This is a genomic window from Nocardiopsis protaetiae (assembly GCF_045446735.1).
In the GTDB taxonomy this organism is placed as follows: Bacteria; Actinomycetota; Actinomycetes; order Streptosporangiales; family Streptosporangiaceae; genus Nocardiopsis; species Nocardiopsis protaetiae.
The window spans coordinates 13432-35617 of record NZ_JBJJBV010000010.1; the positions used below are offsets into that span (position 1 = coordinate 13432).

Genomic DNA, 22186 nt, shown 5'->3' on the forward strand with positions numbered 1-22186 from the left:
GCGGCGGGTCTCAGCGCTCCTCCAGGAACGCGACGATCGCCCGCATCGCCGCGACGGTCTCGTCATCGCGGTCCTCGTCGTCGGCGGTGGGCCAGGCGCTGGTCTTGACCACGACCACATCGGCCTGCGGGTCCACCCACAGGTACTGGCCGTGTATGCCCAGCCCCGTGAACGCCCGCCGGTCGCCGCCCAGGGTCCACCACTGGTCGGAGTAACCGTAGTGCGGCGCGCCGGTCGGTCCGAGCGCCCCCACCTCCAGGTGCGCGAGACCGGCGCCGCGTGCGCGTTCCACCCACCCCTCGGGGAGGATGCGTTCACCCGCGACCACGCCGTCCCTGGCCATGAGCAGGCCGACCTTGGCCATGTCCCGCACCGAGGCGTTGAGCGAGCCGCCGCCCAGCGCGGTGCGCGGCCTGCCCCGGGTAAGGAAGTAGTAGGCGTCGTCCTGCGCGCCGATCGGACCCCACAGCCGCCGGGCCGCGTAGTCGGCGATCGGCATCCCCACGGCCGACTCCAGCACCCACCCGAGCACCTGGCTGTCCAGGGTGGAGTAGTTGAAACGGGCGCCGGGCGCGGCCGTGGCCGGCACCCGCCGGATCACGTCCCACAGGGAGCCGCCCGCGGTGACCGTCCGCTCGAAGTCGTTGATGACCGCGTCGGGGTCGGCGTAGTCCTCCAGCCGCTCGTCACCGGCGCCGCTGCACATCCGGAGCAGGTCCTCGACGGTCGCCCCGGCGTAGGCGGTGCCGGCCAGGCGCGGGCAGTAGGTCACCGCCGGATCTTGGAGCGAGTCGATGTCGCCCTCCTTGAGGGCGACGCCGACGAGCAGGGCGGTGACCGACTTGGTGAGGGAGAAGAGCTGGAACCGGGCCCGGGGGTGGGCGAACACGCCGGGGTAGGCCTCGTGGACGAGCACGCCCCGGTGCACGACGGCGAACCCGGTGGTCTCGGTGGCCGAGTGCAGTCGCGCCAGCGTCCGCTTCTCGCCCCGGTACTCATAGGTCACCGGCAGCGGGCCGGTCCCGCGGGGCAGTGGGCGGGGCGTGCACGCCCGGGGCACGGCCTGTGTCGGGAGCAGCGCGGACATGTGGGTGAAGGTCCACTCGTTGAACGGGCGGCGGGTGGCGATGTCCGCCTGGTTGCGCCACAGCCAGGCAGCCCCGGCGGCGACGCCCACGCTCACCCCCGCGACGGCCGCCGCGGCCGCGATGCCCGCGCCCACCCGGGATTCGGTCTCGCCCATCCTGCTCCTCCCTCGCGTCCACCTATTTTCGAACCAATGGTGACACCACCGGAACGAAAAAGGCAAGAGAACGGCCCGCGCACCCGGGTGCGCGGGCCGGTGGGAACGAGCGCCGGGTCAGGGGCGCCTGGTCCACGACCCTTCGGCGCGCCGTCCGCCCTCGTGAAAGGTACGCGCCGAAGGGCCGGTTCAGGCGGCCCGGCCGGGGGCCGCGGCGGTACCGGCCGGAGCGGGGCCCGGTTCCTCGGCCCGCCCACCGGCCCGCTCGCCGGGCCCGGCAGATCCGGCAGGTCCGGCGGGCCCGGCAGGTCCGGCAGGTCCGGCGGGCCCGGCAGGTCCGGCATGGTCACCAGGTTCACGGACGGGGACGACGGTCCGCCCGCCCTGCCCCGCCCGCCCGGCCTCCTCCGCCGCCACGCCGCGGCCGCGTTCGCGCACGACCTCCGGGACGGCCGGCCGACCGCTCCGCTCGCCCCGGGTGGCCCCGATGCCCGCCACGACCACCAGCGCCATGCCGACGATCTGGAGCGCGGCGGGCGCCTGGCCGATGACGACCAGGCCCATCACCAGCGCCACCCCGGGCTCCATGCTGGAGAAGGTGCTGTACGCCGTGCGGGTCATCCGCTGTAGGGCGATCATCTCCAGCAGGAACGGCACCATCGGGAACAGCAGCGCGATGAGCAGGGTGAACAGGATCAGCCCCGGGTCGGGCGCGGCGAACGCCCCGGGGGCGCCGAACGGCGCGGTCACCAGGGAGCCGACGGCCATGGTCAGGGCCAGCCCGTGCACGGCGCCGAACCCGGCGCCCACCTTCTGGGTGAGGACGATGTAGAACACCACGCACACCGCGCCCGCCAGGGCGAAGCCCACGCCGAGCAGGTCGAGGTCGCCCTCCCAGGGCCGGGTCAGGCAGAGCACCCCCGCGACGGCGGCGGCGATCCACACGAGTTCGCGGCGGCGGCGCATGGCGGCCACGGCGACGACCAGGGTGCCCAGGAACTCGATGGCGGTGGCGGTGCCGAGCTCGATCCGTGCCGTCGCCTCGGAGTAGAACATCATCATCCCCGCGCTCGCTGTGCCGAGGATCACCACAGAGGCGCGCTGGCGCCACGTCGCTTCGCGCACGGCCCGCCACAGAGAGCGACCACCCAGGGCCAGCAGAAGTAGGGCGGCCCACGTCAGCCGCAACCACGTGATGGTGGCCGGGCTCGCCTGCGCGAACGCGGTGACGGCCAGGGCGCTGCCGGTGTGCAGCGTGAACATGCCGATGAGCAGCATGATCGGCGCCGGTACCTGAAGGCGGGCACGGCGCACCGAGGGAAGGAAGGAGCGGATCACCCGACCAATGTGAAGCATGTTGTCTGTTTCTGTCCACGAACCATTGGTTGACGAACCATGTAGTTTTAGTGGATGGATTTCACCCGTTTGCGCCTGCTCGTCGAGTTGGAGCGGTTGGGCACGATGGTCGCCGTCTCCGAGGTCACCGGCATGAGCACCTCGGCGGTCTCCAAACACCTGGCGGTCCTGGAGCGGGAGGCTGGCGTCCCCCTGCTGGCGGCGGACGGGCGGCGGGTGCGGCTCACCCCGGCGGGGCGGCGGCTGGCCGAGCACGCGGTGGACATCCTGGCCCGGGTGGAGGCGGCCCGGGCGGAGTTCGACGGCGAAGGAGAGCCGGTGGGCCGGGTCGACCTGGTCATGTACACCAGCGCGGCGCCCGTGGTGCTGCCCGCGCTGCGGCGGCTGCGGCACGACCACCCGGGCATCGACATCCACCTGACCGAGTACGAGTCGGAGCAGGCGCTCACCCTGTTGCAGAACGGGGGCGCGGATCTGGGGGTGGTCTACCAGTACAGTCTGCTCCCCCGGGATTTCCCGGACACGCTGACGGTACACCCGATCGGCACCGAGGGTCTGCTGCTGTCGCAACCCTCGGCCGGGGCGGACAGCCGCACCCTCACCCGGCGGCGGCTGCGCGACCTGGCCGGCGCCGCCTGGATCGCCAGCCCGTTCCGGGGCGACGAGGCGGCCCTGGTGCAGCGCATGTGCGCCGACGCCGGGTTCACGCCCCGGATCGTGCACCGCATCGACAACCTCGAACTGTTCGAGGAGCTGGTCGCCGCCGGGGTGGGCGTGGGGGTCGTCCCGCGCCTGTCGGCGGCCACCCGGCGCGGGGTCGCCCACGCCCCGCTCGGCGAACTGGGCGGGGTGCGCCAGGTGTACCTGGCCGGTCGCACCGGCGGCTGGGCCTGGCGGCCGATCCGGGTGCTGGCGCGGTACCTGCACCAGGCCGCCGAGGACGTGCTCGACGACGTGCCCCCGCTGCCGGAGTCACCCGACGCCCCGGCCTGAGCCGCCGGCCCGGTGTTCCCGGAGCGGACCCCGCCCCGGCCGGACCCGACCGGCCCCGGGCGGAACCGGCCTCAGCCCGCGATGGCGAAGGGGCCCACCGAGGGCACCGGCACCTTGCTGGCCGCCTCGCGCACCGCCGTGAGCAGCGGCTCGGGGGTGGCCCCCGCACGCGAGAGCGCGACGATGTGGCGCCGGGCGGTGTCGCGCACCCCGCGCACGACGGTGTGCGGCGTGTTCATGCCCGTCCAGGCCAGCCGCGGCATCAGGGCGATGCCCAGCCCCGCCTGCACCAGCGCGAACACGGCGCTGAAGTCGTCCACGGTGTGGACCACCCGCGGCTGGAACCCGGCCTGGCTGGTGGCGGCGGTGACGCACTCGTGCCAGGCGGTGCCGGGCGCGGACATGATCCAGTCCTCCGCGGCCAGGTCCTCGGACAGGTGCAGGCCGTTGCGGGTGGCCAGCGGGTGCTGGTAGGGCAGGATCGCGTCGAACAGCTCGACCATCACCGAGTCGGCGCGGAAGTCGGGGTCCCCGGCGGCCGGCAGGTGTCCGGTGGACATGGTGAGCGCCACGTCCAGGCGCCCGGAGCGCACCATCTCGGCGCTCTGCTCGGGCTCGGCCTGGACGACCTCGAACGACCACCCGGGGTGGCTGACCCGCAGCCGGGCCAGGGCGGGGGCGATGAGGTCGCTGATCCCGGTGGAGAAGGAGCCCACCCGGATGACACCGCGGTCCCCTTCGGCGTAGGCGGCCAGGTCGGCTCCGGCGCGCTCCATCTCCGCGAAGATCGCGGGGGCGCGTTCGAGCAGGACCCGGGCGGCGCCGGTGAGCATGAAGCGGCGGCCCTGGCGTTCGACGAGGGGGACCCCGGGCTCCTTGGCCAGGGCGGCGAGCTGCTGGGAGACCGCCGACGGTGTGACATTGAGCGCCTCGGCCGTCGCCGCCACCGTGTGGTGGTGCGCCAGGGCGTGGAGGAGCTGCAACCGCCGAACGTCGATCATGGTGTCCAATGTAAGCGAGTACGCGTGTGTTTCCTGGTGATTTCCGACAGTTTGCACACTCAACGACAGTGATTCGCTGCACAACGTCCAGAAGCCCCTCTTCGGGCTCTTTCGGAAGAAAAAATCAAACTTCTTCTCCCATCGTGATGTCGTTCCGCTCTTTCCTCGTGTCACGAACGTTCCAGTAGATACCGGCACGTACAGTCAGGACCACAGCTCAACCGAGAGCGCGCACCTCGCGCACTCCAGGGGATCAGCACCCAATGCTGGTGGAACGGGTGGAGAAGAACATGCAAACTTCGCTGATGACCAAACCTCGACCGACCGACGTCGGTGTGCTCGGCTTCCGTTACCTGGGCGCTCACGAGGTAGAGGAACTCGCGGACCTGTGGGGTGCCCTCCACCAGCAGCACGCCCTGAGCTCCTCGCACCTGTCCGACATCATCAGCACCACGAGCATGGACGAGTCCTGGCGCCGGCGCCGCACCCAGTACCTGGAGTGGCTGGCCGACCCCGAAACGCTGGCGATCCTCGCCGAGAACGGCGACGACCCGGCCGGGTACGCGATGGTGACGCTGCGCGCCGACCCGCAGGGCACCTGGGACCGCGGCGAGCGCGTCGCGGTCGTGCAGACCTTCGCCATCGACCCGGAGTACGCGGGCACCCGCGTCGGCTCCAAGCTGCTGGAGGAGATCCGCCACCAGTTGGCCGCCATGGGCATCCGCGACATCGAGTTCTCGGCCCTGGCCACCGCCTCGGAGGACATCAGCTTCCTGGAGACGGAGGGGTTCCGCCCCTTCGTGACCACGATGGTCTGCCGCGTCGACGGGTTCGGCGCCCACGACTGACCGCCGCCCCCCTCCCTGTGCGGACGCCCCTGTGCTCTCGGGTACAGGGGCGTCGCCATGTCCCGTCACCGTTCCGGCACGGCCCCGGGGTTCAGGCGGGGCTTCGGTCCAGCGCGATGACCTCGACCTCGATCTGCCAGTCGGGCCGAGCCAGCGCGGCGACCTCGATGAGGGTGTCGGCGGGGTAGGGCTCGGCCAGGAACTCGCCGCGCAGCGCGATCACGTGCGGGAGGTTCTTCGCCATGTCACGGACGAAGATGCCGACCTTGACCACGTCCGCGAAGTCCAGTCCGGCCGCGTCCAGCACCCGCCCGACGTTCCTGAAGGCCTGGCGCCCCTGCGCCAGGAACCCGCCCTCGACGGTCGTCCCGTCCTCCTCGAAGCCCGCCTGCCCGGACACGTACACGAAGCCCCCGGCCCGAACGGCCTGCGATATCCGGTACGGCGCGTACCAGTCCGGCGTGGTCGCGATCTTCTCGACACGCTCCGCGGTGGCCGCACCCTCGTTACTGGACATGTTCCTCTTCCTCCCCCTGTCCGGGCGGGGCCCGGACCCGGACCCGCGCCATGGCGTTACGAAACGTTTCGTAACGACATTGAACGTAGACGGTTCCCGGGCCGTCTGTCAAAACGAAACGTAACGTCACGCAAGCGGTAGAGTGTGGCCCATGACCCCTGCTCCGAACAGTGAACGGCGCAGCGAGCGCGCCCGCCGGGCGGTCCTGGACGCGGCGTTCGACCTGGTGAGCCGCAAGGGCTTCGCGAAGGTGACCATCGAGGGCATCGCCGCCCAGGCCGGCGTGGGCAAGCCCACGATCTACCGCTGGTGGAGGTCCAAAGGCGCGGTGGTGCTGGAGGCGATGCACGAGGAGCTCGGCGACGACTTCGCCTTCCCCGACACCGGCGACATCGCCGCCGACCTCACGACCCAGATCACCGCGGTGAGCCGGCGGCTGGTCACCGGCAGGATGGGCGAGGCCTTCAAGGGCGTCATGGCCGAGGCACAGAACGACCCCGTGCTGATGAAGGCGTTCCGCGAGACGATCCTCGAACCCAGCATCACGGAGTGCCGGGCCCGCCTGGCCTCCGCCGTGGCCGCCGGCCAGCTTCGCTCCGACGTGCCCACCGACGTGATGGTCGACCTCTTCTACGCGCCGATCCACTACCGGCACTTCCTGGGGTTCGGGGAGGAGGCGGTCAGCCGCAGCGCCGATCTCATCGAGGACGTCCTGCTCGGCCTGCGGCCCCGGCCGGACCCGGGGTGAACGGGCGGTACCGGGCCGCCGCGCGACACACCCCGGCGCGGGCGGGGCCGGAAACGCTACGCTCGCCTGCGTGGCGACCTCCGACTCCAACACCTGCAACTTCCCCGGCTGCGACCGCCCGGTGCCCCGGGCCTCCTCCCCCGGGCGACCTCCCCAGTACTGCGACCTGCCCGAGCACACCCGGTGGCGGGCCTGGAAGGAGCGCCAGCGCCAGGCCCAGGAGTCCGAGCGGCAGGAGGCTCAGGCGCGCGCCGCCCAGGAGCCGGCCGCCGCGGCCGCCGCGGGGTTCGCCTCGACCGAGCCGGTGACGGCGGCCCGGCTGCGCGCCGACGACCTGCTGACCCGGTTCGCCGTGCAGAGCGAGCAGCTCACCGAGACGCTGCGGTCGGCCACCGAGGCGTTCACGACGATGACCGACCCGGCCGCGGCCGAGGCCCAGGTGGAGGCGGCCCGGCTGGCGGGGGCCCGGCACGCCGCGGAGGCCGACGCGGCGCGGCTGGAGGCGGAGAACCGCCGCCGCGAGGCGGAGTCGGCCCGCAGGTCGGCGGAGGAGGCGGCCGCCTCGGCAGTGGCCGCGACCGCCGAGGCCGAGCAGATGGCCGAGGAGGCGCTGGCCCGCCGGGACGAGGCCGAGGCCGCGCGGGAGGAGGCCGACGGTGAGGCGCGGGCCGCCCGGGTGGAGCGCGACGCCGCCGTCGCGGAGGCCAACGCGGGGCTGGCCGACGCCGAGCGCCGCCTGGCCGAGCAGCGCGAGGAGGCCGATCGCGAGCGCGCCGACGCCGCCCGGCGTCTACAGCACGCGCACGCCGAGGCCGAGGGGCTGCGGGCGGAGACCGCCGAGCACGCCCGCAGGCGCGACGAGGCCCTGGCCGCCGCCCGCGGCGAGCGGGAGCGGGCCGAGCACGCCGAGGAACGCGTGCGCCGGGCGGAGGAGGCGCTGACCGCCGAGCGCGAGCGCTCCAAGGCCGAACTCGACCGGATCGAGCGGGCGCTGGAGGCCGAGCGCGCGGCGGCGGTCGCCGAACGCGAGCGGCTCACCGCCGAGCTGGAGCGCTCGGTGGCCGAGCGGGACCGCCTGACCGAGGAGCTGGCGGCGCAGCGGCGCGGGGCCGAGCTCACCCTGGCCGAGTCCCGCGAGGCCGCGGCCGCCCGCCTGGCCCTGGCCGAGGAGGCCCGCGACCGCGCCCTGGAGCGGGCGGAGCGCGCCGAGGCCGAACGCGACGAGGCCCTGGCCCGCCTGGCCGAGACCGCCCCCTCCCAGAACTGAGACCACCCCCTCCCAGAACCGACCGGGCGCCGGGCACGCCCGTGCCGGCCGGAAGGGACCCGGCGAGGTCCCGGGCCCATGCACCGGGCCCACGCACCGGGGCCGTCCCGATCGGCCGACCGGCCCCGCCCACGGGCGCACGGACCGGCGGTGTCCCCAGCGGCGGCCGAAGGCACCCGGAGCGTGCGGGCGGGGACCCGTACGAGGTCCGGGGCATGGGAGCTCCGACCGCTCCATGTGCATGCGGACCGGCTGGACCGCCAGAGGTGTCCGAGGACACCCCGCACCGTGCGGGCGGACACCGCGACGGCGTCGGGGCAGATCAGCGGACCGGCGGACCGGCGCGGCGGGGTGCGGGACACACGGCGGCGGGTGGAGGGTGGCCCAGGACACCGGTGCGAGGCCGAACCCGAATACAGGGGTAACGCGTCCTCTGGGGCATGAGTACCGATTCGTCCCGGTCTAGGATGGGGCACGTGCGAGATCTGGGAACCACGGGCGATACCGGACCCCTCGACGTGGGCGACACCTCGCACCCGGGGCCCCGGCGCGTCGCCGTCGGCGAACGCCCCCGGCCGCGGGTGGACCTGCGCGCCGTCTTCGGGCTGGAATCGGGTGCCTGGGCCTGGACCACCGCGGCACAGGCCGCGATCGCCATGACCGCCTCCTTCGCGCTGGCCGCGTGGCTGTTCGACCCGCAGGTCGCCACCCTGGCGGCGATGGGCTCCATGACGGTCCTGTACGAGAAGAAGACCCCCTACGTCTACCGGTCGGCCGCGTTGGCCCTGGTCGGGCTGGGGTTCGTGATCAGCGTGTCCCTGGGCTCGGTGGCCTCGGCGCTGTCCCCGTGGGCGGCGGTGTTCTCCATCGGGCTGACCGCCGGGCTGGCCACCTGGGTGTGCGCGGCCTGGCGGGTGGACAAGCCCGGACCCATGTTCTTCGTGCTGGTCGGCGCGATCTCCACCATCGTCCCCGGCGGCCTGGCCGACGTTCCGCTGCACGCGCTCATCGCCGCGTTCGGCGCCGCGGTCGGCTGGGCGGTGTCCATGTCGGGTGTCTTCGTGCGCGCCCGCCACCCCGAGCGGCAGGCGGTCGCCGGGGCGTACCGCAAGCTCGCGGTTCTGCTGCGGGCGGTGGGCACCCCCGAGCTCGACCACGCCCAGCACGACGCGTCGGTGGCGGTCGCCGACGCCTGGCGGATGGTGCTGCTGGCGCAGACCCGCGGCTACCGCACCAGCGACGAGGCGGCCCGGCTGCGCTCCCTGCTGCGCTGGGTCTCCGACATCCACCTGGCCACCACGCAGGTGTGCATGGCCCGGCCCACGCCGCTGCCGCCCGAGGCCGCCGCGTTCGCCGAGAAGATGGCGGCCGCGGTCGCCGCCCCGGAGAAGGCGCCCGACCCGGCCGACCTGGACGGGCTGCGCCGGGGCATGCGCCCGCGCTCCCTGGAGGCCCGCCTGTACGGGCTGATGGCCCGGGCGGCCACCACCGAACGCCGCGACGCGGGCGGGCTGGACGACGACGAGCGCGCCCGGACCCTGCACGACGAGCGCTACCCGGCGCTGTGGGGCGCGCTGCGCTCCAGCCTCAGCCAGGAGTCGCTGATCCGGCCCACCGCCCTGCGCATGTGGATCACGGTGACGGCGGCGGGTGTGCTGGCCATGGCGGTGGGGCTGGAGAACTCCTACTGGGTGGGCATCACCACCACGGCCGTCCTCCAGGGCGGCAACGTGGTGCTGACCCTCAACCGGTCGGTGCAGCGTTCGCTGGGCACCCTGTTCGGCGTCGTGATCGGGGCGCTGCTCATCGCCTCGCACCCGCCGCTGATCGGGGTCATCGTGCTGGCGGGGCTGTTCCAGGGCGCCGCCCAGCTGGTGATCGGCCGCAACTTCTTCTACGGTTCGCTGCTGATCACCCCGATGGCGCTGCTGCTGTCGTACACGGCGGCCCCGCACCCCATCACCGAGCTGGCCGAGACCCGCATCATCGACACCGTGGTGGGGTCCCTGGTGGGCCTGGCCGGGGCGATGCTGCTGTGGCGGGGCGCGTCGGCGACGCGGCTGCCGCAGTCGATCGTCGGGGTGCTGGAGGAGGCGCGCCGCTGCATCGCGATGGTGCTGGACCAGGACACCGTGATCGACGGCAGGCTCCGCTACGAGCTGCGGCGGGACATGCGCGCGGCGCTGGTGAGCCTGCGCGGGGTCTACGAGAGCGCCATCGGCGACGTGCCGCGCGCCGCCTCCACGCAGCCGCTGTGGCCGGTGGTGGTGGCCACCCAGCGCACCGGATACCTGGCCCTGTCGGCGCTGGCCCTGGAAAAACCCGAGCCGGTGGGGACGATCACGCTGCAGCGGGTGGACCTGGCGTTCCGCGAGCTGATCTCGGCGATGCGGGAGCGGCGCACCCCGCGGATGGGCGCCCTGCCCCGGCTGCCCGCCTACCCGCGGATCAACATGGAGCTGCGCGCCCTGTCCACGGCCATGGCCGGTGCCGTCGCCCAGGACGAGCGGGCGGCCCGGCTGGAGGCCGAGAAGCGCGCCGAGGTGGAACGGCACCGGGCCCAGAGGGACCTCGACGCCGACCTCTAGGCGGCGGGTCCCTCGGGGCCCGGGGCCGTCCTCCCCGTCCCCGGACTCAGCCGACCAGGGCGAACGCGCGGACGGGGAAGGCCGCCAGCCCGCGCACCTTGGCGGGGACGGCGAAGAACCGGAAGCCCTCGGCGGGCAACTCGTCGAGCAGACACAGGTGGGAGACGACCGGGACGCCCGCGGCGAGCAGGACCGCCTGGGCCGGGCGGGCCCCCTCCGCGGCCGGGGAGGTGTCGTCCACGCCCACGGAGTCGATGCCGACCAGGACGGCCCCGGCCTCGACCAGGGTCTTGGCCGCGGCCTCGGTCAGGTGGGGGTGGTCGTGGTCGCCGTAGGCCTCGGTGCGCCAGCGGCGGTCCCAGCCGGTGCGGATGAGCACGGCCCGGCCGCGCAGCTCCAGGCCGGTGAACGCCTCCGGGCCGATCTGGCGGGCGCCGACGGCGTCGACGACCGTGCCGGGCAGGTCGGCCACCCGGTCCAGGTCGAGGTCGGCCAGGTCGGCCCCGTCGCGGTAGCGGTGGGCGGGCATCTCGATGTAGGTGCCGGTGGCACCGGCCATGGTGACCCTGCCGCCGTCGCCGTGCCCGACGCCCTGGACGGCCGAGGCCTCGGTGATGTGCGGCTCCGGGAGACCGGGGCAAGTGGTCATCCCGTCGGTGATCTGGTGGCTGACGTCGACCGGTTTGGACATGGCTGTTTCCTCGCTTCACGAGCGCGTCCGGTGCACGACCCCCGACCTGCGCCAGAGGTCTAGACCATGAGCCTAGCGTGTGTGACACACGCCACCATCTTGCTGTTCCGGGATCACGCGCGGAACCCCCCGGACGCGGTCGGCCCACCTCGGCCCGCCGGTCCGCTCCGCGGGCCCGATAAGGTCGGTGAACGCACGTGGCGGCGGTTCCGCGGAGTCCCCCCGGCCACCGCGGATTCGCATCACGCAGGGAGAAGGGTCCACTTCATGGTGTCACTGTACGGAGCGGCCAAGGCCGTCGTCGCGCCCGCGACCCGCATGATGTGGCCCGTGAAGGCGGAGGGCGCCCACCACGTGCCCCGCACGGGCGGCCTGATCCTGGCCGCCAACCACCTGGCGCTCATCGACCCGCTGTTCATCGGCGTCGCCTGCCCGCGGCCGGTGCGGTTCATCGCCAAGCAGGAGCTGTTCGACGAGGGCACGCTGCCCCGGCGCACGTTCGCGCGGGTGCTGCGCGGGCTCGGCCAGCTGTCGGTGGACCGCCGCCCGGGCCAGAGCGCCCAGGAGGCCATGGACAACAGCCTGGAGGTGCTGGAGCGCGGCGAGGTCTTCGGGATCTTCCCCGAGGGCACCCGCTCCCCCGACGGCCGCCTGTACAAGGGGCAGACCGGGCTGGCCTGGCTGGCGCTGACGACCGGTGTCCCGGTGGTGCCGGTGGCGCTGGCCGGGACCGAGCGGATCCTGCCGCCGGGGCGCCGGGTCCCCTCGTTCAACCGGGTGGGCGTGCGCTTCGGCGAGCCCGTGGACCTGTCCCCGTGGGCGGGCCGGGCGGACCGGGCCAAGCCCCGCAGAGAGGCCACCGACGCCATCATGGAGGCGATCGCCAAGCTGTCCGGCCAGGAGCGGGTGGCCCGCTACGCGGCCTCGGTCAAGGCCGAACTGGGACAGGGCGGCCCTCGCGGGTGACTTTCCCCACAGTACGCTCGGGGCTGATTCGCCCTTGGCGGAGCGTTGACCCCTGATTGAGGGGCACCGGGCGCGGCCTTCGGGCGCGCCGCGACCCCCGCCCCAGCTGGGATGCCGGGTCACCGGGGTGCGCGAACGCCGCCCGGGGCCGACGGCCGCACCCCGGAGGCGGGGGCAGAATTCCCCACCAGTATAGTGGGGATTACCGGTGCCAACACCGGATAGATTAGGCAAGCCTTACCTTTAGATGGCGTCCGACCCCTGGCGCGAAGACTTGGAGCTGTGCGATGACGCGACCCCTGCGAGTGGGAATCGTTGGTGCCGGTCCGGCGGGCATCTACGCCGCCGACCTGCTCACCAAGGACGAGACCCTGTCCGCGTGCGGCACGTCCGTCAGCATCGACATCCTCGACAAGCTGCCCTCCCCCTACGGCCTGGTCCGCTACGGCGTCGCCCCGGACCACCCCCGGATCAAGCAGATCCAGGGGGCCCTGCACAAGATCCTCGACAAGCCCGAGATCACCTTCTACGGCAACGTCGAGTACGGCCGGGACCTCAAGCTGGAGGACCTGCAGAGGCACTACGACGCGGTCATCTTCTCCACCGGCAGCGACCGCGACCGCCCCCTGGACATCCCCGGCATCGACCTGCCGGGCAGCCACGGGGCCGCCGACTTCGTCTTCTGGTACGACTCCCACCCCGACGTCTCGCCGTCCTGGCACGTCGAGGGCACCAGCGTCGCCGTGATCGGCGCCGGCAACGTCGCCGTCGACGTCGCCCGCATCCTCGCCAAGAACGCCGACGACCTGCTCGAAACCGACATCACCGACAACGTGTACGAGGGCCTGCGCAGCAAGCAGATCACCGACGTGCACGTCTTCGCCCGCCGCGGCATCGCCCAGTGCAAGGCCACCCCGATGGAGCTGCGCGAGCTCGACAAGCAGCCCGGGGTCGAGGTCGTCGTCTACCCCGAGGACTTCGAGATGGACGAGGGCAGCCTCCAGGCCTGCGAGGACTCCAACCAGACCAAGACCAACGTCAAGGTGCTCCAGAACTGGGCGCTGCGCGACCCGCGCGGTGAGGACGTCCGCCTGCACCTGCACTTCCTGCACTCGCCGGTGGCGGTGCTCGGCGAGGACCGGGTCACCGGTTTCCGCACCGAGCGCATGGAGCTCACCGGCGACGGCGGGGTCAAGGGCACCGGCGAGTACGTGGACCACGAGGTCCAGGCCGTCTACCGGGCCATCGGCTACCTGGGCTCGCCCCTGGCCGACCTGCCCTTCGACGAGGAGAACGGCGTCGTCCCCAACCGCGAGGGCCGGGTCCTGGACCTGGACGAGAACCACATCCCCGGCGTCTACGCCACCGGGTGGATCAAGCGCGGACCGGTGGGCCTGATCGGCCACACCAAGGGCGACGCCCTGGAGACCGTCACCAACCTGGTCTCCGACCGCGAGTCGTTCACCCCGGCCGCCGAGCCGGACCCGGTCGCGTTCCGGGCCCTGCTGGAGGAGCGCGGCGTGGAGTACACGACCTGGGAGGGCTGGCAGCGGATCGAGGCCCGCGAAGAGGAGCTGGGGGCCGAGCGCGGCCGCAAGCGCCTCAAGCTGCTCACCCGCGACGAACAGACCACGGTCGCGCGCCAGGGCTGACCCCCGCGCGAACGTCCCGGCCGGCCCCGCGCCCCTCTGCGGGGCCGGCACCTCCTATTCCCCTCCGGGCGGTGGTTTCCACCGTGAGATTGCACATGCGACTCGCCGGAGGAACATGGAACAACGGCCCGGTTCCATGGGTTAGAGTCACTGTTGGTCGGTGTGGTAGCAAGTGTCCCCCGGGCCTCAACTATTGCCTTCGCGGAATACCGCGTACGGCCCCCGCCAGGGGAGACCGTACGGTCCGGAGCCCCGTTGTGCCCCGCGCCGAGAGGCGACCGCCATGCCGACCATCAGCCTCATGCCCCGCTCCCACTGAGGTGGGAGCGGGGCATCTTGGTATTCTCCCCGAAAAACGACGAAGGACGGTCAGGCGTGGACGAACGGTCCCCCCGGCAACCGGATTCCTCCGGGCCGCCCGAGGAGTCGGGCGACACCCCGACCCGAGGAGTTCGCCCGGAGAACCCCTATCGCATTCCGCAGCGGCCCCCGGCCGCGGGCGGGGCGGCCGCCAGTGGTGCGTCCGACCGTCCCGAGAGCTGGGACACCCCCTACCCGGCCGCCCAGGGGCCCACCGGCGAGTGGGCGTCCCCGCGCCCCGACGAGACCCCTCCCACGGACACCTGGAGGGACTGGGAGACCCCGGAGAAGCCGGCCGAGGAGCCCGGCTCCGGCTGGTTCTCGACGGACAAGCAGTCCGCCGACCCCGACCCGGCCGACACCCCCGGCTCCCACCGACGCGGCGCCGAGCAGACCACCGCCGCATGGGATGAGCAGCCCGGCGACGCACGTGGCTCCGGTGACGCCTGGGGTGGCAATGACCAGGGTGACACCTGGGACAGCGCTAACAGCGGACCGCAGCCGACCAGTGCCGCCTGGAGCGACCAGCCCGGCGACACCCCGCAGGGAACCAGTGCTGGCAGCGGCCGCGGTGCGCACGGCGAACCGCCGCAGACCGGCACCTCCTGGGGTAGCACCCCCGGCAGTGGCGACGATGCCCCCGCATGGGGTGAGCAGACCGGCGGCACGCGTGGTTCCGGTGACGCCTGGGACAGCACCAATAGCGGGCCCCAACCGACCAGCACCACCTGGAGCGACCAGCCTGGTGGCGCCCACAGCGAGCGGACCACCGCCGCATGGGGCACCCCCGACGACACTGACGACGCGCCCGCCTGGGGCGACCAGCCCGGTGGCACACGCGGTTCCGGTGACGCCTGGGGTGGCAGCGACCAGGGCGGTTCCTGGGACACCACCAACAGCGGGCCCCAGCCGACCAGTGCCGCCTGGAGCGACCAGCCGGGCAGCACCCCGCCGAACGTCGATGCCCCCGGCACCCGAGGCACGCACGGCGACCCGCAGCAGCCCGCCGCCTGGGACACCCCCGGCAGCGGCGACGATGCGCCCTCATGGGGTGCGCACAGCGGACCCCAGCAGAGCGCCACGGCCTGGGGTTCCTCCGGCGACGCCGACAACGCACCCGCTTGGGGCGGCAGTGGCCAGGGCGACTCCTGGGACACCACCAACAGCGGACCCCAGCCGACCAGCGCCGCCTGGAGCGGCGACCCGGAGCAGACCACCGCGGCATGGAACGACTCCGGCCAGGACGACGCACCCGCATGGGGTGAGCAGACCGGCGGCGCCCACCGCGGCAGCGGCTCCGACGCAGGCGGCACCGCCTGGGGTGGCGACGCCCCGGAGCAGACCACCGCCGCATGGGGCGACGCCGACGACGTGCCCACACGGGGCGCGCACAGTGGACCGCGGCAGGGCACCCCCGGCAGCGGCGACGCTGCCTCGGCGTGGGGCGCGCAGCCCAGCGACACACGTGGTTCCGGTGACACCTGGGGCAACAGCGACCACGGCGACACCTGGGACAGCACCAACAGCGGACCACAGCCGACCAGCGCCGCCTGGGGCGGTGACCCGGAGCAGACCACCGCGGCATGGAGCGAATCCGGCCAGGACGACGCACCCGCGTGGGGCGACCAGCCCCGCGACGCGCGCGGAACAGGCGACACCTGGGGCGACAGCGGCCAAGGCGACTCCTGGGGCGAGCAGACCGGGGCCACCTGGGGTGACTCCGGTGACGAGCCCGCGCGGGGCGCGCACAGCGGCCCCCAGCCGACCGGCGCCACATGGGGCACCCCCGGCGACGAAGCGCCCGCGTGGGGCGACCAGCCCCGCGACGGGCGTGGAGCGGGTGACACCTGGGGCGGCCGGCCCGGCGAGACCCAGCAGGGCGACGCGCCGATGTGGGGCGACCAGTCCCGTGACGGGCGCGGAGCCGGCGACTCGTGGGACGACACCGACAGCGGGCCGCAACAGGCCGGTGGGGCGTGGAGCGACGCCGGGCAGGACGAGGCGCCGATGTGGGGCGACCGGCCCCCTGCGGCGGGGGGCCGCGGCGGGCCGCCGCCGCAGGGGCCCGGCGGGCCGCGTGACGACTGGGACGACTGGGACGGCGAGCCGCAGGACGAGCCCCGGCGCGAGGGCTTCGAGTACCTCTACAACGGCAACACCGCCGTGCCGGAGCCGGAGCGGCCCGAGCCGCTGGCGCGCAAGTCCCGGCGCGGGCTGCTCTTCGGCGGCATCGCCGCCGTGGTGGTGCTGGCGCTGATCGGCGGCGGCGTCTCCTGGTACGTGCTCAACCTGCCCCAGGCCGATGAGGCCACCACCGCGTACGCGGCCGCCTGGGAGGCGCAGGACTACGAGGCCATGGCCGCCGTCACCACCGGCGGCGACCCCGCCGAGGTCCTCGGCGGCATCGCCACCGGCATCGGGGTGGAGAACGTCGACGTCACCGTCGGCGAGCCCACCACCGACGGCGACACAGGCACCGCCACCTACGAGGTGTCCGTCGGCCTGTCCAACGCCGGCGACTGGGGCTGGGAGGGCGAGCTCCCCCTGGTCCGCCAGGACGGCGAGTGGCTGGTCGACTTCTCCCCCGAGGTCGCCTTCCCCGGCCTGACCGAGGGCCAGACCCTTGCCCGCACCGCGGTGTGGGGCGAGCGTGGCCAGATCCACGCCGCCGACGGCACCCGCCTGGACGACCCGAGCATCACCGGGTCGCTGCAGATGCTCGTCGGCACGATGGGCGAGGCCACCGAGGAGGACGTCGAGCGGCTGGGCCCCGCCTACCGGGTCGGCGACACCGTCGGCGCCACCGGGCTCCAGCGCACCTACGAGGAGCGGCTGGCCGGGCAGGCCGCCACCACCATCGTCATGGTGGACTCCGGCACCGAGGCCGACGCCGTGGAGGCGACCGAGGAGAACACGGTCGCCAGCCTGGACGGCGCCCCCGGCGAGAACGTGGTCACCAGCATCGACATGGCGGTGCAGAACGCCGCCGCCAGCGCCATCATCAACGCCCCCGAGGAGTCGGGCATGGTGGCGATCCGGCCGTCCACCGGTGAGATCCTCGCGGCGGTGAACGTCCCCGGCGGCTTCAACCGCGCGTTCGAGGGCCGCTACCCGCCCGGTTCGACGTTCAAGGTCATCACCTACAACGCGCTGCTGGACGACGGCATGACCCTGGACAGCCCGTTCGACTGCCCCAAGGAGTACAACCCGGGCGGCTGGGAGTTCACGAACGCGGGCGGTGCCGAGTACGGCGCGCAGTCGATGACCCAGGCGTTCGCCACCTCCTGCAACACCGCGCTGGTCCGGGCCTCGGTCGACAACATCGACGGGAACGCCCTGCTGGCCAGCGCCGAGCTGTTCGGCATGAACGCCCCGCTGGACATCGGCGTCCCGACGTTCGAGCCGGTCTACCCGCTCTCCGAGGGCGCCGTCATGCTGGGCGCCCAGGCGATCGGCCAGGGCCAGGTCGAGACCTCGCCGCTGCACATGGCCACGGTCCCGGCCGCGGTCGCCGACGGCAACTGGCGGCCCCCGCTGCTGGTGACCGAGCCGGCCGCCGGGGACCTGCCCGAGCCCCGTCCGATCCCCAACGCGGAGGCGCTGCGCACGATGATGCGCGCGGTGATCACCGAGGGCACCGCCAAGGACCTGCCCTTCCAGGGCGAGGTGTACGGCAAGACGGGCACGGCCGAGTTCGGCACGGCCGAGGAGGGCGAGGAGCTGCCCAGCCACGCGTGGATGGTCGGCTTCAAGGGCGACGTCGCGTTCGCCGTGGTGGTGGAGGGCGGCGGTGGCGGTTCGTCCGTCGCCGGTCCGATCGCCGCGAAGTTCACGAACGCGCTGTGACGCGCGGACGGCGGGCGGCCCCGGTCGGGTCGCCCGCCGTCTACCGGCTCTCGTCGGCGGGCTGGACCGTCTGCGCGGGCGCGGACGGCTGCTCGGCGGGCTGGGGCGCGCCGGGTGTGAGGACGAACAGCAGGACCAGCAGCCCGGCGGTGACGGCGGCGATCAGGCCGCAGGCCACCCAGGGCTTCCAGCCGCTCAGGCCGGGGTCGGCGGGCGCGTCGGGGTCCCCAAAGGAGTCCAGGCGCTCGGCGAGCTCCGGTTCCTCTTCGCTGAGCCGCCGCTCGATCTCTTCGAGGATTCTCCGCTCGTGCTCTCTCAGGGACATGGCACCCTCCTTCAGCGGCCGGGGGAAGGACTACTGTCGCCACCGGGTGTCCTACAGTCTCCCCCGCGAAGCGCGGGGATATCCCGGGTTCCGCGGGTTTTCCCGGCCATCTGCGGCCCCCGCAGGTCACCGCCGTGCGGCGTCCCGACAGGTGGGAAGAACGTCTCAGCGAGCGGTCATCCGGGGTAGCACTCGGCCTCGGCGGCCTTGACCCCGGCCCAGACGGTGTCACCGCGGACCAGCCCCAGCTCGGCCAGGGCGGCCGGGCTGATGTCGGCGGCCAGGTCGAGCGCTCCGGTCAGGTGCACCCGCACCTGGTCGCCGAACCGCTCCACCCCGTCGACGGTCAGCTCCCACAGGTTGCGCGGGCTGCCGTCGGGGCGCCGCCGGTACAGGGCGACGGCCCGGGGCGGGAACGCCACGAGCGCGGGCCCGTGGTGCGCCTCGTGCACCTCCACGACCGCCCCGCCGTCCAGGAACACCGCGGTGCCGTCGGCCCGGCCGCGGAACAGGTTGAGCCCCACCAGCCGCGCCACGTAGGGGGTGCGGGGGCGGCGGGCCACCTCGGCGGGCGCGCCCTCCTGGACCACCCGGCCGTCTTCGACGACGGCGATGCGGTCGGCCAGCACCATGGCGTCCAGCGGGTCGTGGGTGACCAGCACCGTCGCCCCGTCGAACTCCTCCAGCAGGCGGCGCAGCCGTCCCCGCACGTGCAGGCGGGTGCTCACGTCCAGGGCGGCCATGGGTTCGTCGAGCAGCAGCAGGCGCGGGCGCACCGCCAGCGCGCGGGCCAGCGCCACCCGCTGGGCCTGCCCGCCGGACAGGTTCCGGGGCCGGGCGCGGGTGTACCCGGCCAGGTCCATGTGGTCGAGCAGTTCGGCGGCGCGGGCGCGGGCGTCGGCCTTGGACTCACCGTGGCAGCGCGGCCCGAACGCGACGTTGTCCAGCGCGCTCATGTGCTGGAACAGCAGGTAGTCCTGGAACACCATGCCGATGGGCCGCCGCTCCACGGGCGTGCGCGTGTGGTCGTCCCCGTCCACCCGCACGTGCCCGGCGGTGAGCGGGAGCAGCCCGGCCAGGGCGCGCAGCGCCGAGGACTTGCCGGCCCCGTTGGGGCCGAGCAGGGCCAGCACCTCCCCGGCGGCCACGGACAGGGCAACGTCCAGGTCGAATTCGCCGCGGCTCAGCCGCAGGTCCGCGGAGAGCACGCTCATGCGGTGTTCACCCATTTCTCGCGCAGGGTGGCCAGCACGGCCAGGGACACCAGCAGCAGCACGAGGCTGAGCACGATCGCGGCCTCGGGGTCGCGCTGCATGGCCATGTAGACGGCCAGCGGCATGGTCTGGGTGGTGCCGGGGAAGTTCCCGGCGAAGGTGATGGTGGCGCCGAACTCGCCCAGGGCGCGGGCCCAGCACAGGATGGCCCCGGCGCCGATGCCGGGCAGCACCATGGGCAGGGTGACGCGGGTGAACACGGTGACCCGCCCGGCGCCCAGGGTCGCGGCGGCCTCCTCGTAGCGGCGGTCGGCCCCGCGCAGGGCGCCCTCCACGCTGATCACCAGGAACGGCATGGCGACGAAGGTCTGGGCCAGCACCACGGCCACGGAGGTGAAGGGGATGGTGATCCCGAACCACGCGTTCAGGTACTGCCCGACCAGGCCGTTGCGTCCGAGCACGAGCAGCAGCGCCACACCGCCGACCACGGGCGGGATGACCAGGGGCACGGTGACCAGGGCGCGCACGAACCGCCGCCCGGGGAACTCGGTGCGGGCCAGCAGCCAGGCCAGCGGCACCCCGAAGACCAGGCACAGGGCGGTGGTGACGGTGGCGGTGGACAGCGACAGCCATAGCGCGGCCAGCACGTCGGGTTCGGTGACCCGACGGCCCATGTCGGACCAGGGTGCGCGCACGATGAGGCCGAGCAGGGGCAGAACAAGAAAAGCAATGGCCACCAGGGCGGGCAGGACGAGCGGCCAGGGCGGACGCCCGGACCGGGCCCGCAGCGCGGGCCCGGTCCGTACGGAACTGCGGGTCACGGGGTGCCGAACCCCGCCTCTGTGAGAGCCGCGGTGCCGGTCTCGGACAGCACGAAGTCGATCCAGGCGTCACCCAACTCAGCGGCGGGCGCGTTGGCCAGCAGGGCGATCGGGTAGTCGTTGACGGCCTCGTCGGCCTCGGGGAAGGAGATGCCGGTGACGGTCTCCCCGGCGGCGATCACGTCGGTCTGGTAGACGAGGCCGGCGTCGACCTCGCCCAGTTCGACCTTGGTGAGGACAGCGCGGACGTCCTCCTCGTAGGTGACGGGGGTGATGTCGAGCCCGGCGGCGTCCAGGGCGGTCACCGTGGCCGAGCCGCAGGGGACCTCCTCGGCGCAGAACGCGACGGAGACACCGTCCTCCGCCAGGTCGTCGAGGTCCTCGATGTCGGCGGGGTTGTCGGCGGGCACGGCGATCTGGAGGGTGTTGGTCGCGAAGACCGCACCGTCCGCACCGTGCTCGCCGGCCCAGTCCTCGGCGAGGCCCTCCCCCTCGACGACCTGGCCCATGGTGGAGGTGTTGGCGGCGGCGAACACGTCGGCGGGGGCGCCCGAGTTGATCTGGGCGGCGAGCTCGCTGCTGCCCGCGAAGTTGAAGACGACCTCCACCCCGGGGTGCTGCGCCTGGAACTCCTCGGCCAGATCCTCGAAGACGTCGGTGAGGGAGGCGGCGGCGAAGACGGTGAGCTCTCCGGTGAGCTCCTCCCCGGTGGTGGCCTCCTCCCCCGGTTCGGGGCCGGTGTCCTCGGCCGCGCAGGCGGTGAGGGCCAGCGTCGCGGCGGCCAGGGCCGCGGCCAGACGCAGGGGGATGTCACGCATGGTGTTCTCCGGTCGTTTCGACGATCACGTTCGTGGACTTGACCACGCCCGTGGCGATGGTGCCCACCTCCAGGCCGAGCTCGTCGGCGGCCTCGCGGCTCATCAGCGAGACGATGCGGTGCGGTCCCGCCTGGATCTCCACCTGCGCCATGACGGTGTCGCGGACGATCCCGGTGACCAGTCCGCGGAAGCGGTTGCGCGCGGAGGAACGGTGGCGGTCGGGGTCCTGGTGGGACCCCTCGCGCATGAAGGCGGCCAGGTCGGCCCCGTCGAGGAGGCGGCGACCGGACGTGTCGCGGGTGGCGTTGAGGCGTCCGGAGTCGACCCAGCGGCGCACGGTGTCGGCGCTGACGCCGAGCAGCTCGGCGGCCTCGCTGATCTGGAAGGTGGGCATGGGAGGAATCTACCGCTCGCAGTTGCGAGGGCGTTAGCCCTTTATGGCTAGTGGATCATAACTTTCTCTCCGCCGAACGGCCGCACTTGTCAGATGATCATCCAAACGGCGGATACGTTCGGGGTCCGCGGTGAACAGGGGTTCCACGTCGTCGCCTTCCGTTCGAGGCGGCGGTGGTGCCGGAACGAGCACGGGTCGGACCTTCAGCGCGTCATTGGAAGAACACCATCAGGACGATCCCCAGGGGGAAGAACAGGAGCACGAAGCCGATCACCCACACCTCCTAGGGCGGCAGGAGGCTTCCTCTCCCCGCCCCCAGGGGGTTTCCCACCTACCCGGGGCCCCAGCCCGACCACCTCCCTGACCACCCCACCCCAGGGGGTTTCCCACCCGCCTGGGACCTCAACCACAGCCCGGTCACCTACCCGGGGCCTTAGCCCCAGCCGGAGTGCGCTGTGCCTCCCCCGCCGCAGAGGGTGACGGCCGCACGAGGCCTCCCGCCCCGACCCCAGGGGGTGTCGGTAGAGCGGGACTCGGC

At 73.4% G+C, this 22186-nt stretch carries 18 protein-coding genes; 8 read left to right on the plus strand and 10 right to left on the minus strand.

All coding sequences use genetic code 11. The features are described 5' to 3' along the window. Window positions 1-10: 10 nt before the first annotated feature. Window positions 11-1243, minus strand: coding sequence for a serine hydrolase domain-containing protein (locus ACJOT3_RS02760; RefSeq protein ID WP_406968376.1), 1233 nt, complete (start codon window positions 1241-1243; stop codon window positions 11-13). Window positions 1244-1432: 189 nt separating this feature from the next. Then, entirely contained in the window at window positions 1433-2581 is a 1149-nt protein-coding gene (locus ACJOT3_RS02765) for an EamA family transporter (RefSeq protein ID WP_406968442.1), read from the minus strand. 72 nt (window positions 2582-2653) lie between these two features. Here ACJOT3_RS02765 and ACJOT3_RS02770 point away from each other — a divergent pair, with 72 nt between their 5' ends. Next, window positions 2654-3592, plus strand: a complete 939-nt coding sequence (locus ACJOT3_RS02770) for a LysR family transcriptional regulator (RefSeq protein ID WP_406968378.1) — start codon at window positions 2654-2656, stop codon at window positions 3590-3592. A 71-nt stretch (window positions 3593-3663) separates the two neighbouring features. On the opposite strand, the gene ACJOT3_RS02775 is transcribed toward ACJOT3_RS02770, so the two are convergent. Next, on the minus strand, window positions 3664-4593 hold the full coding sequence (locus ACJOT3_RS02775; protein WP_406968380.1) for a LysR family transcriptional regulator: 930 nt from the start codon (window positions 4591-4593) through the stop codon (window positions 3664-3666). A 305-nt stretch (window positions 4594-4898) separates the two neighbouring features. On the opposite strand from ACJOT3_RS02775, the gene ACJOT3_RS02780 reads away from it, so the two are divergent. Next, on the plus strand, window positions 4899-5441 hold the full coding sequence (locus tag ACJOT3_RS02780) for a GNAT family N-acetyltransferase (protein ID WP_406968382.1): 543 nt from the start codon (window positions 4899-4901) through the stop codon (window positions 5439-5441). A gap of 91 nt (window positions 5442-5532) precedes the next feature. Here the strand turns inward: ACJOT3_RS02780 and ACJOT3_RS02785 are convergent, their stop codons facing one another. Then, window positions 5533-5958: a RidA family protein gene (locus tag ACJOT3_RS02785; protein WP_406968384.1), complete on the minus strand. Its 426-nt coding sequence runs from the start codon at window positions 5956-5958 to the stop codon at window positions 5533-5535. Between the two features lie 151 nt (window positions 5959-6109). On the opposite strand from ACJOT3_RS02785, the gene ACJOT3_RS02790 reads away from it, so the two are divergent. The 3 genes from ACJOT3_RS02790 to ACJOT3_RS02800 all read left to right on the plus strand — a co-directional run bounded on the left by ACJOT3_RS02790 (window position 6110) and on the right by ACJOT3_RS02800 (window position 10561). Beyond that, window positions 6110-6706, plus strand: coding sequence for a TetR/AcrR family transcriptional regulator (locus ACJOT3_RS02790; protein ID WP_406968386.1), 597 nt, complete (start codon window positions 6110-6112; stop codon window positions 6704-6706). A 70-nt stretch (window positions 6707-6776) separates the two neighbouring features. Further along, on the plus strand, window positions 6777-7973 hold the full coding sequence (locus ACJOT3_RS02795; RefSeq protein ID WP_406968388.1) for a hypothetical protein: 1197 nt from the start codon (window positions 6777-6779) through the stop codon (window positions 7971-7973). A 467-nt stretch (window positions 7974-8440) separates the two neighbouring features. Beyond that, window positions 8441-10561 (plus strand): FUSC family protein, encoded by a 2121-nt coding sequence (locus tag ACJOT3_RS02800; RefSeq protein WP_406968390.1) that lies wholly within the window; start codon window positions 8441-8443, stop codon window positions 10559-10561. A gap of 46 nt (window positions 10562-10607) precedes the next feature. Here the strand turns inward: ACJOT3_RS02800 and ACJOT3_RS02805 are convergent, their stop codons facing one another. Continuing rightward, window positions 10608-11252: a cyclase family protein gene (locus ACJOT3_RS02805; protein WP_406968392.1), complete on the minus strand. Its 645-nt coding sequence runs from the start codon at window positions 11250-11252 to the stop codon at window positions 10608-10610. Window positions 11253-11522: 270 nt separating this feature from the next. Here ACJOT3_RS02805 and ACJOT3_RS02810 point away from each other — a divergent pair, with 270 nt between their 5' ends. The 3 genes from ACJOT3_RS02810 to ACJOT3_RS02820 all read left to right on the plus strand — a co-directional run bounded on the left by ACJOT3_RS02810 (window position 11523) and on the right by ACJOT3_RS02820 (window position 18076). Next, window positions 11523-12218, plus strand: a complete 696-nt coding sequence (locus tag ACJOT3_RS02810; protein ID WP_406968444.1) for a lysophospholipid acyltransferase family protein — start codon at window positions 11523-11525, stop codon at window positions 12216-12218. A gap of 305 nt (window positions 12219-12523) precedes the next feature. Next, window positions 12524-13870: an FAD-dependent oxidoreductase gene (locus ACJOT3_RS02815; RefSeq protein WP_406968446.1), complete on the plus strand. Its 1347-nt coding sequence runs from the start codon at window positions 12524-12526 to the stop codon at window positions 13868-13870. A 375-nt stretch (window positions 13871-14245) separates the two neighbouring features. Then, window positions 14246-18076 (plus strand): penicillin-binding transpeptidase domain-containing protein, encoded by a 3831-nt coding sequence (locus ACJOT3_RS02820; protein WP_406968394.1) that lies wholly within the window; start codon window positions 14246-14248, stop codon window positions 18074-18076. Window positions 18077-18116: 40 nt separating this feature from the next. On the opposite strand, the gene ACJOT3_RS02825 is transcribed toward ACJOT3_RS02820, so the two are convergent. From ACJOT3_RS02825 to ACJOT3_RS02845, 5 genes are all read right to left on the minus strand, one after another. Next, window positions 18117-18401, minus strand: coding sequence for a DUF3040 domain-containing protein (locus tag ACJOT3_RS02825; RefSeq protein ID WP_406968396.1), 285 nt, complete (start codon window positions 18399-18401; stop codon window positions 18117-18119). A 176-nt stretch (window positions 18402-18577) separates the two neighbouring features. Further along, a complete protein-coding gene (locus tag ACJOT3_RS02830; RefSeq protein ID WP_406968398.1) occupies window positions 18578-19615 on the minus strand; it encodes an ABC transporter ATP-binding protein in 1038 nt (345 codons plus the stop codon). Next, a complete protein-coding gene (locus ACJOT3_RS02835) occupies window positions 19612-20436 on the minus strand; it encodes an ABC transporter permease (RefSeq protein WP_406968400.1) in 825 nt (274 codons plus the stop codon). The genes ACJOT3_RS02830 and ACJOT3_RS02835 overlap by 4 nt, the downstream gene beginning before the upstream one ends. Further along, window positions 20433-21254 (minus strand): molybdate ABC transporter substrate-binding protein, encoded by an 822-nt coding sequence (gene modA / locus ACJOT3_RS02840; RefSeq protein WP_406968402.1) that lies wholly within the window; start codon window positions 21252-21254, stop codon window positions 20433-20435. The genes ACJOT3_RS02835 and modA overlap by 4 nt, the downstream gene beginning before the upstream one ends. Beyond that, entirely contained in the window at window positions 21247-21648 is a 402-nt protein-coding gene (locus ACJOT3_RS02845; protein WP_406968404.1) for a TOBE domain-containing protein, read from the minus strand. The genes modA and ACJOT3_RS02845 overlap by 8 nt, the downstream gene beginning before the upstream one ends. Window positions 21649-22186 lie beyond the last annotated feature (538 nt).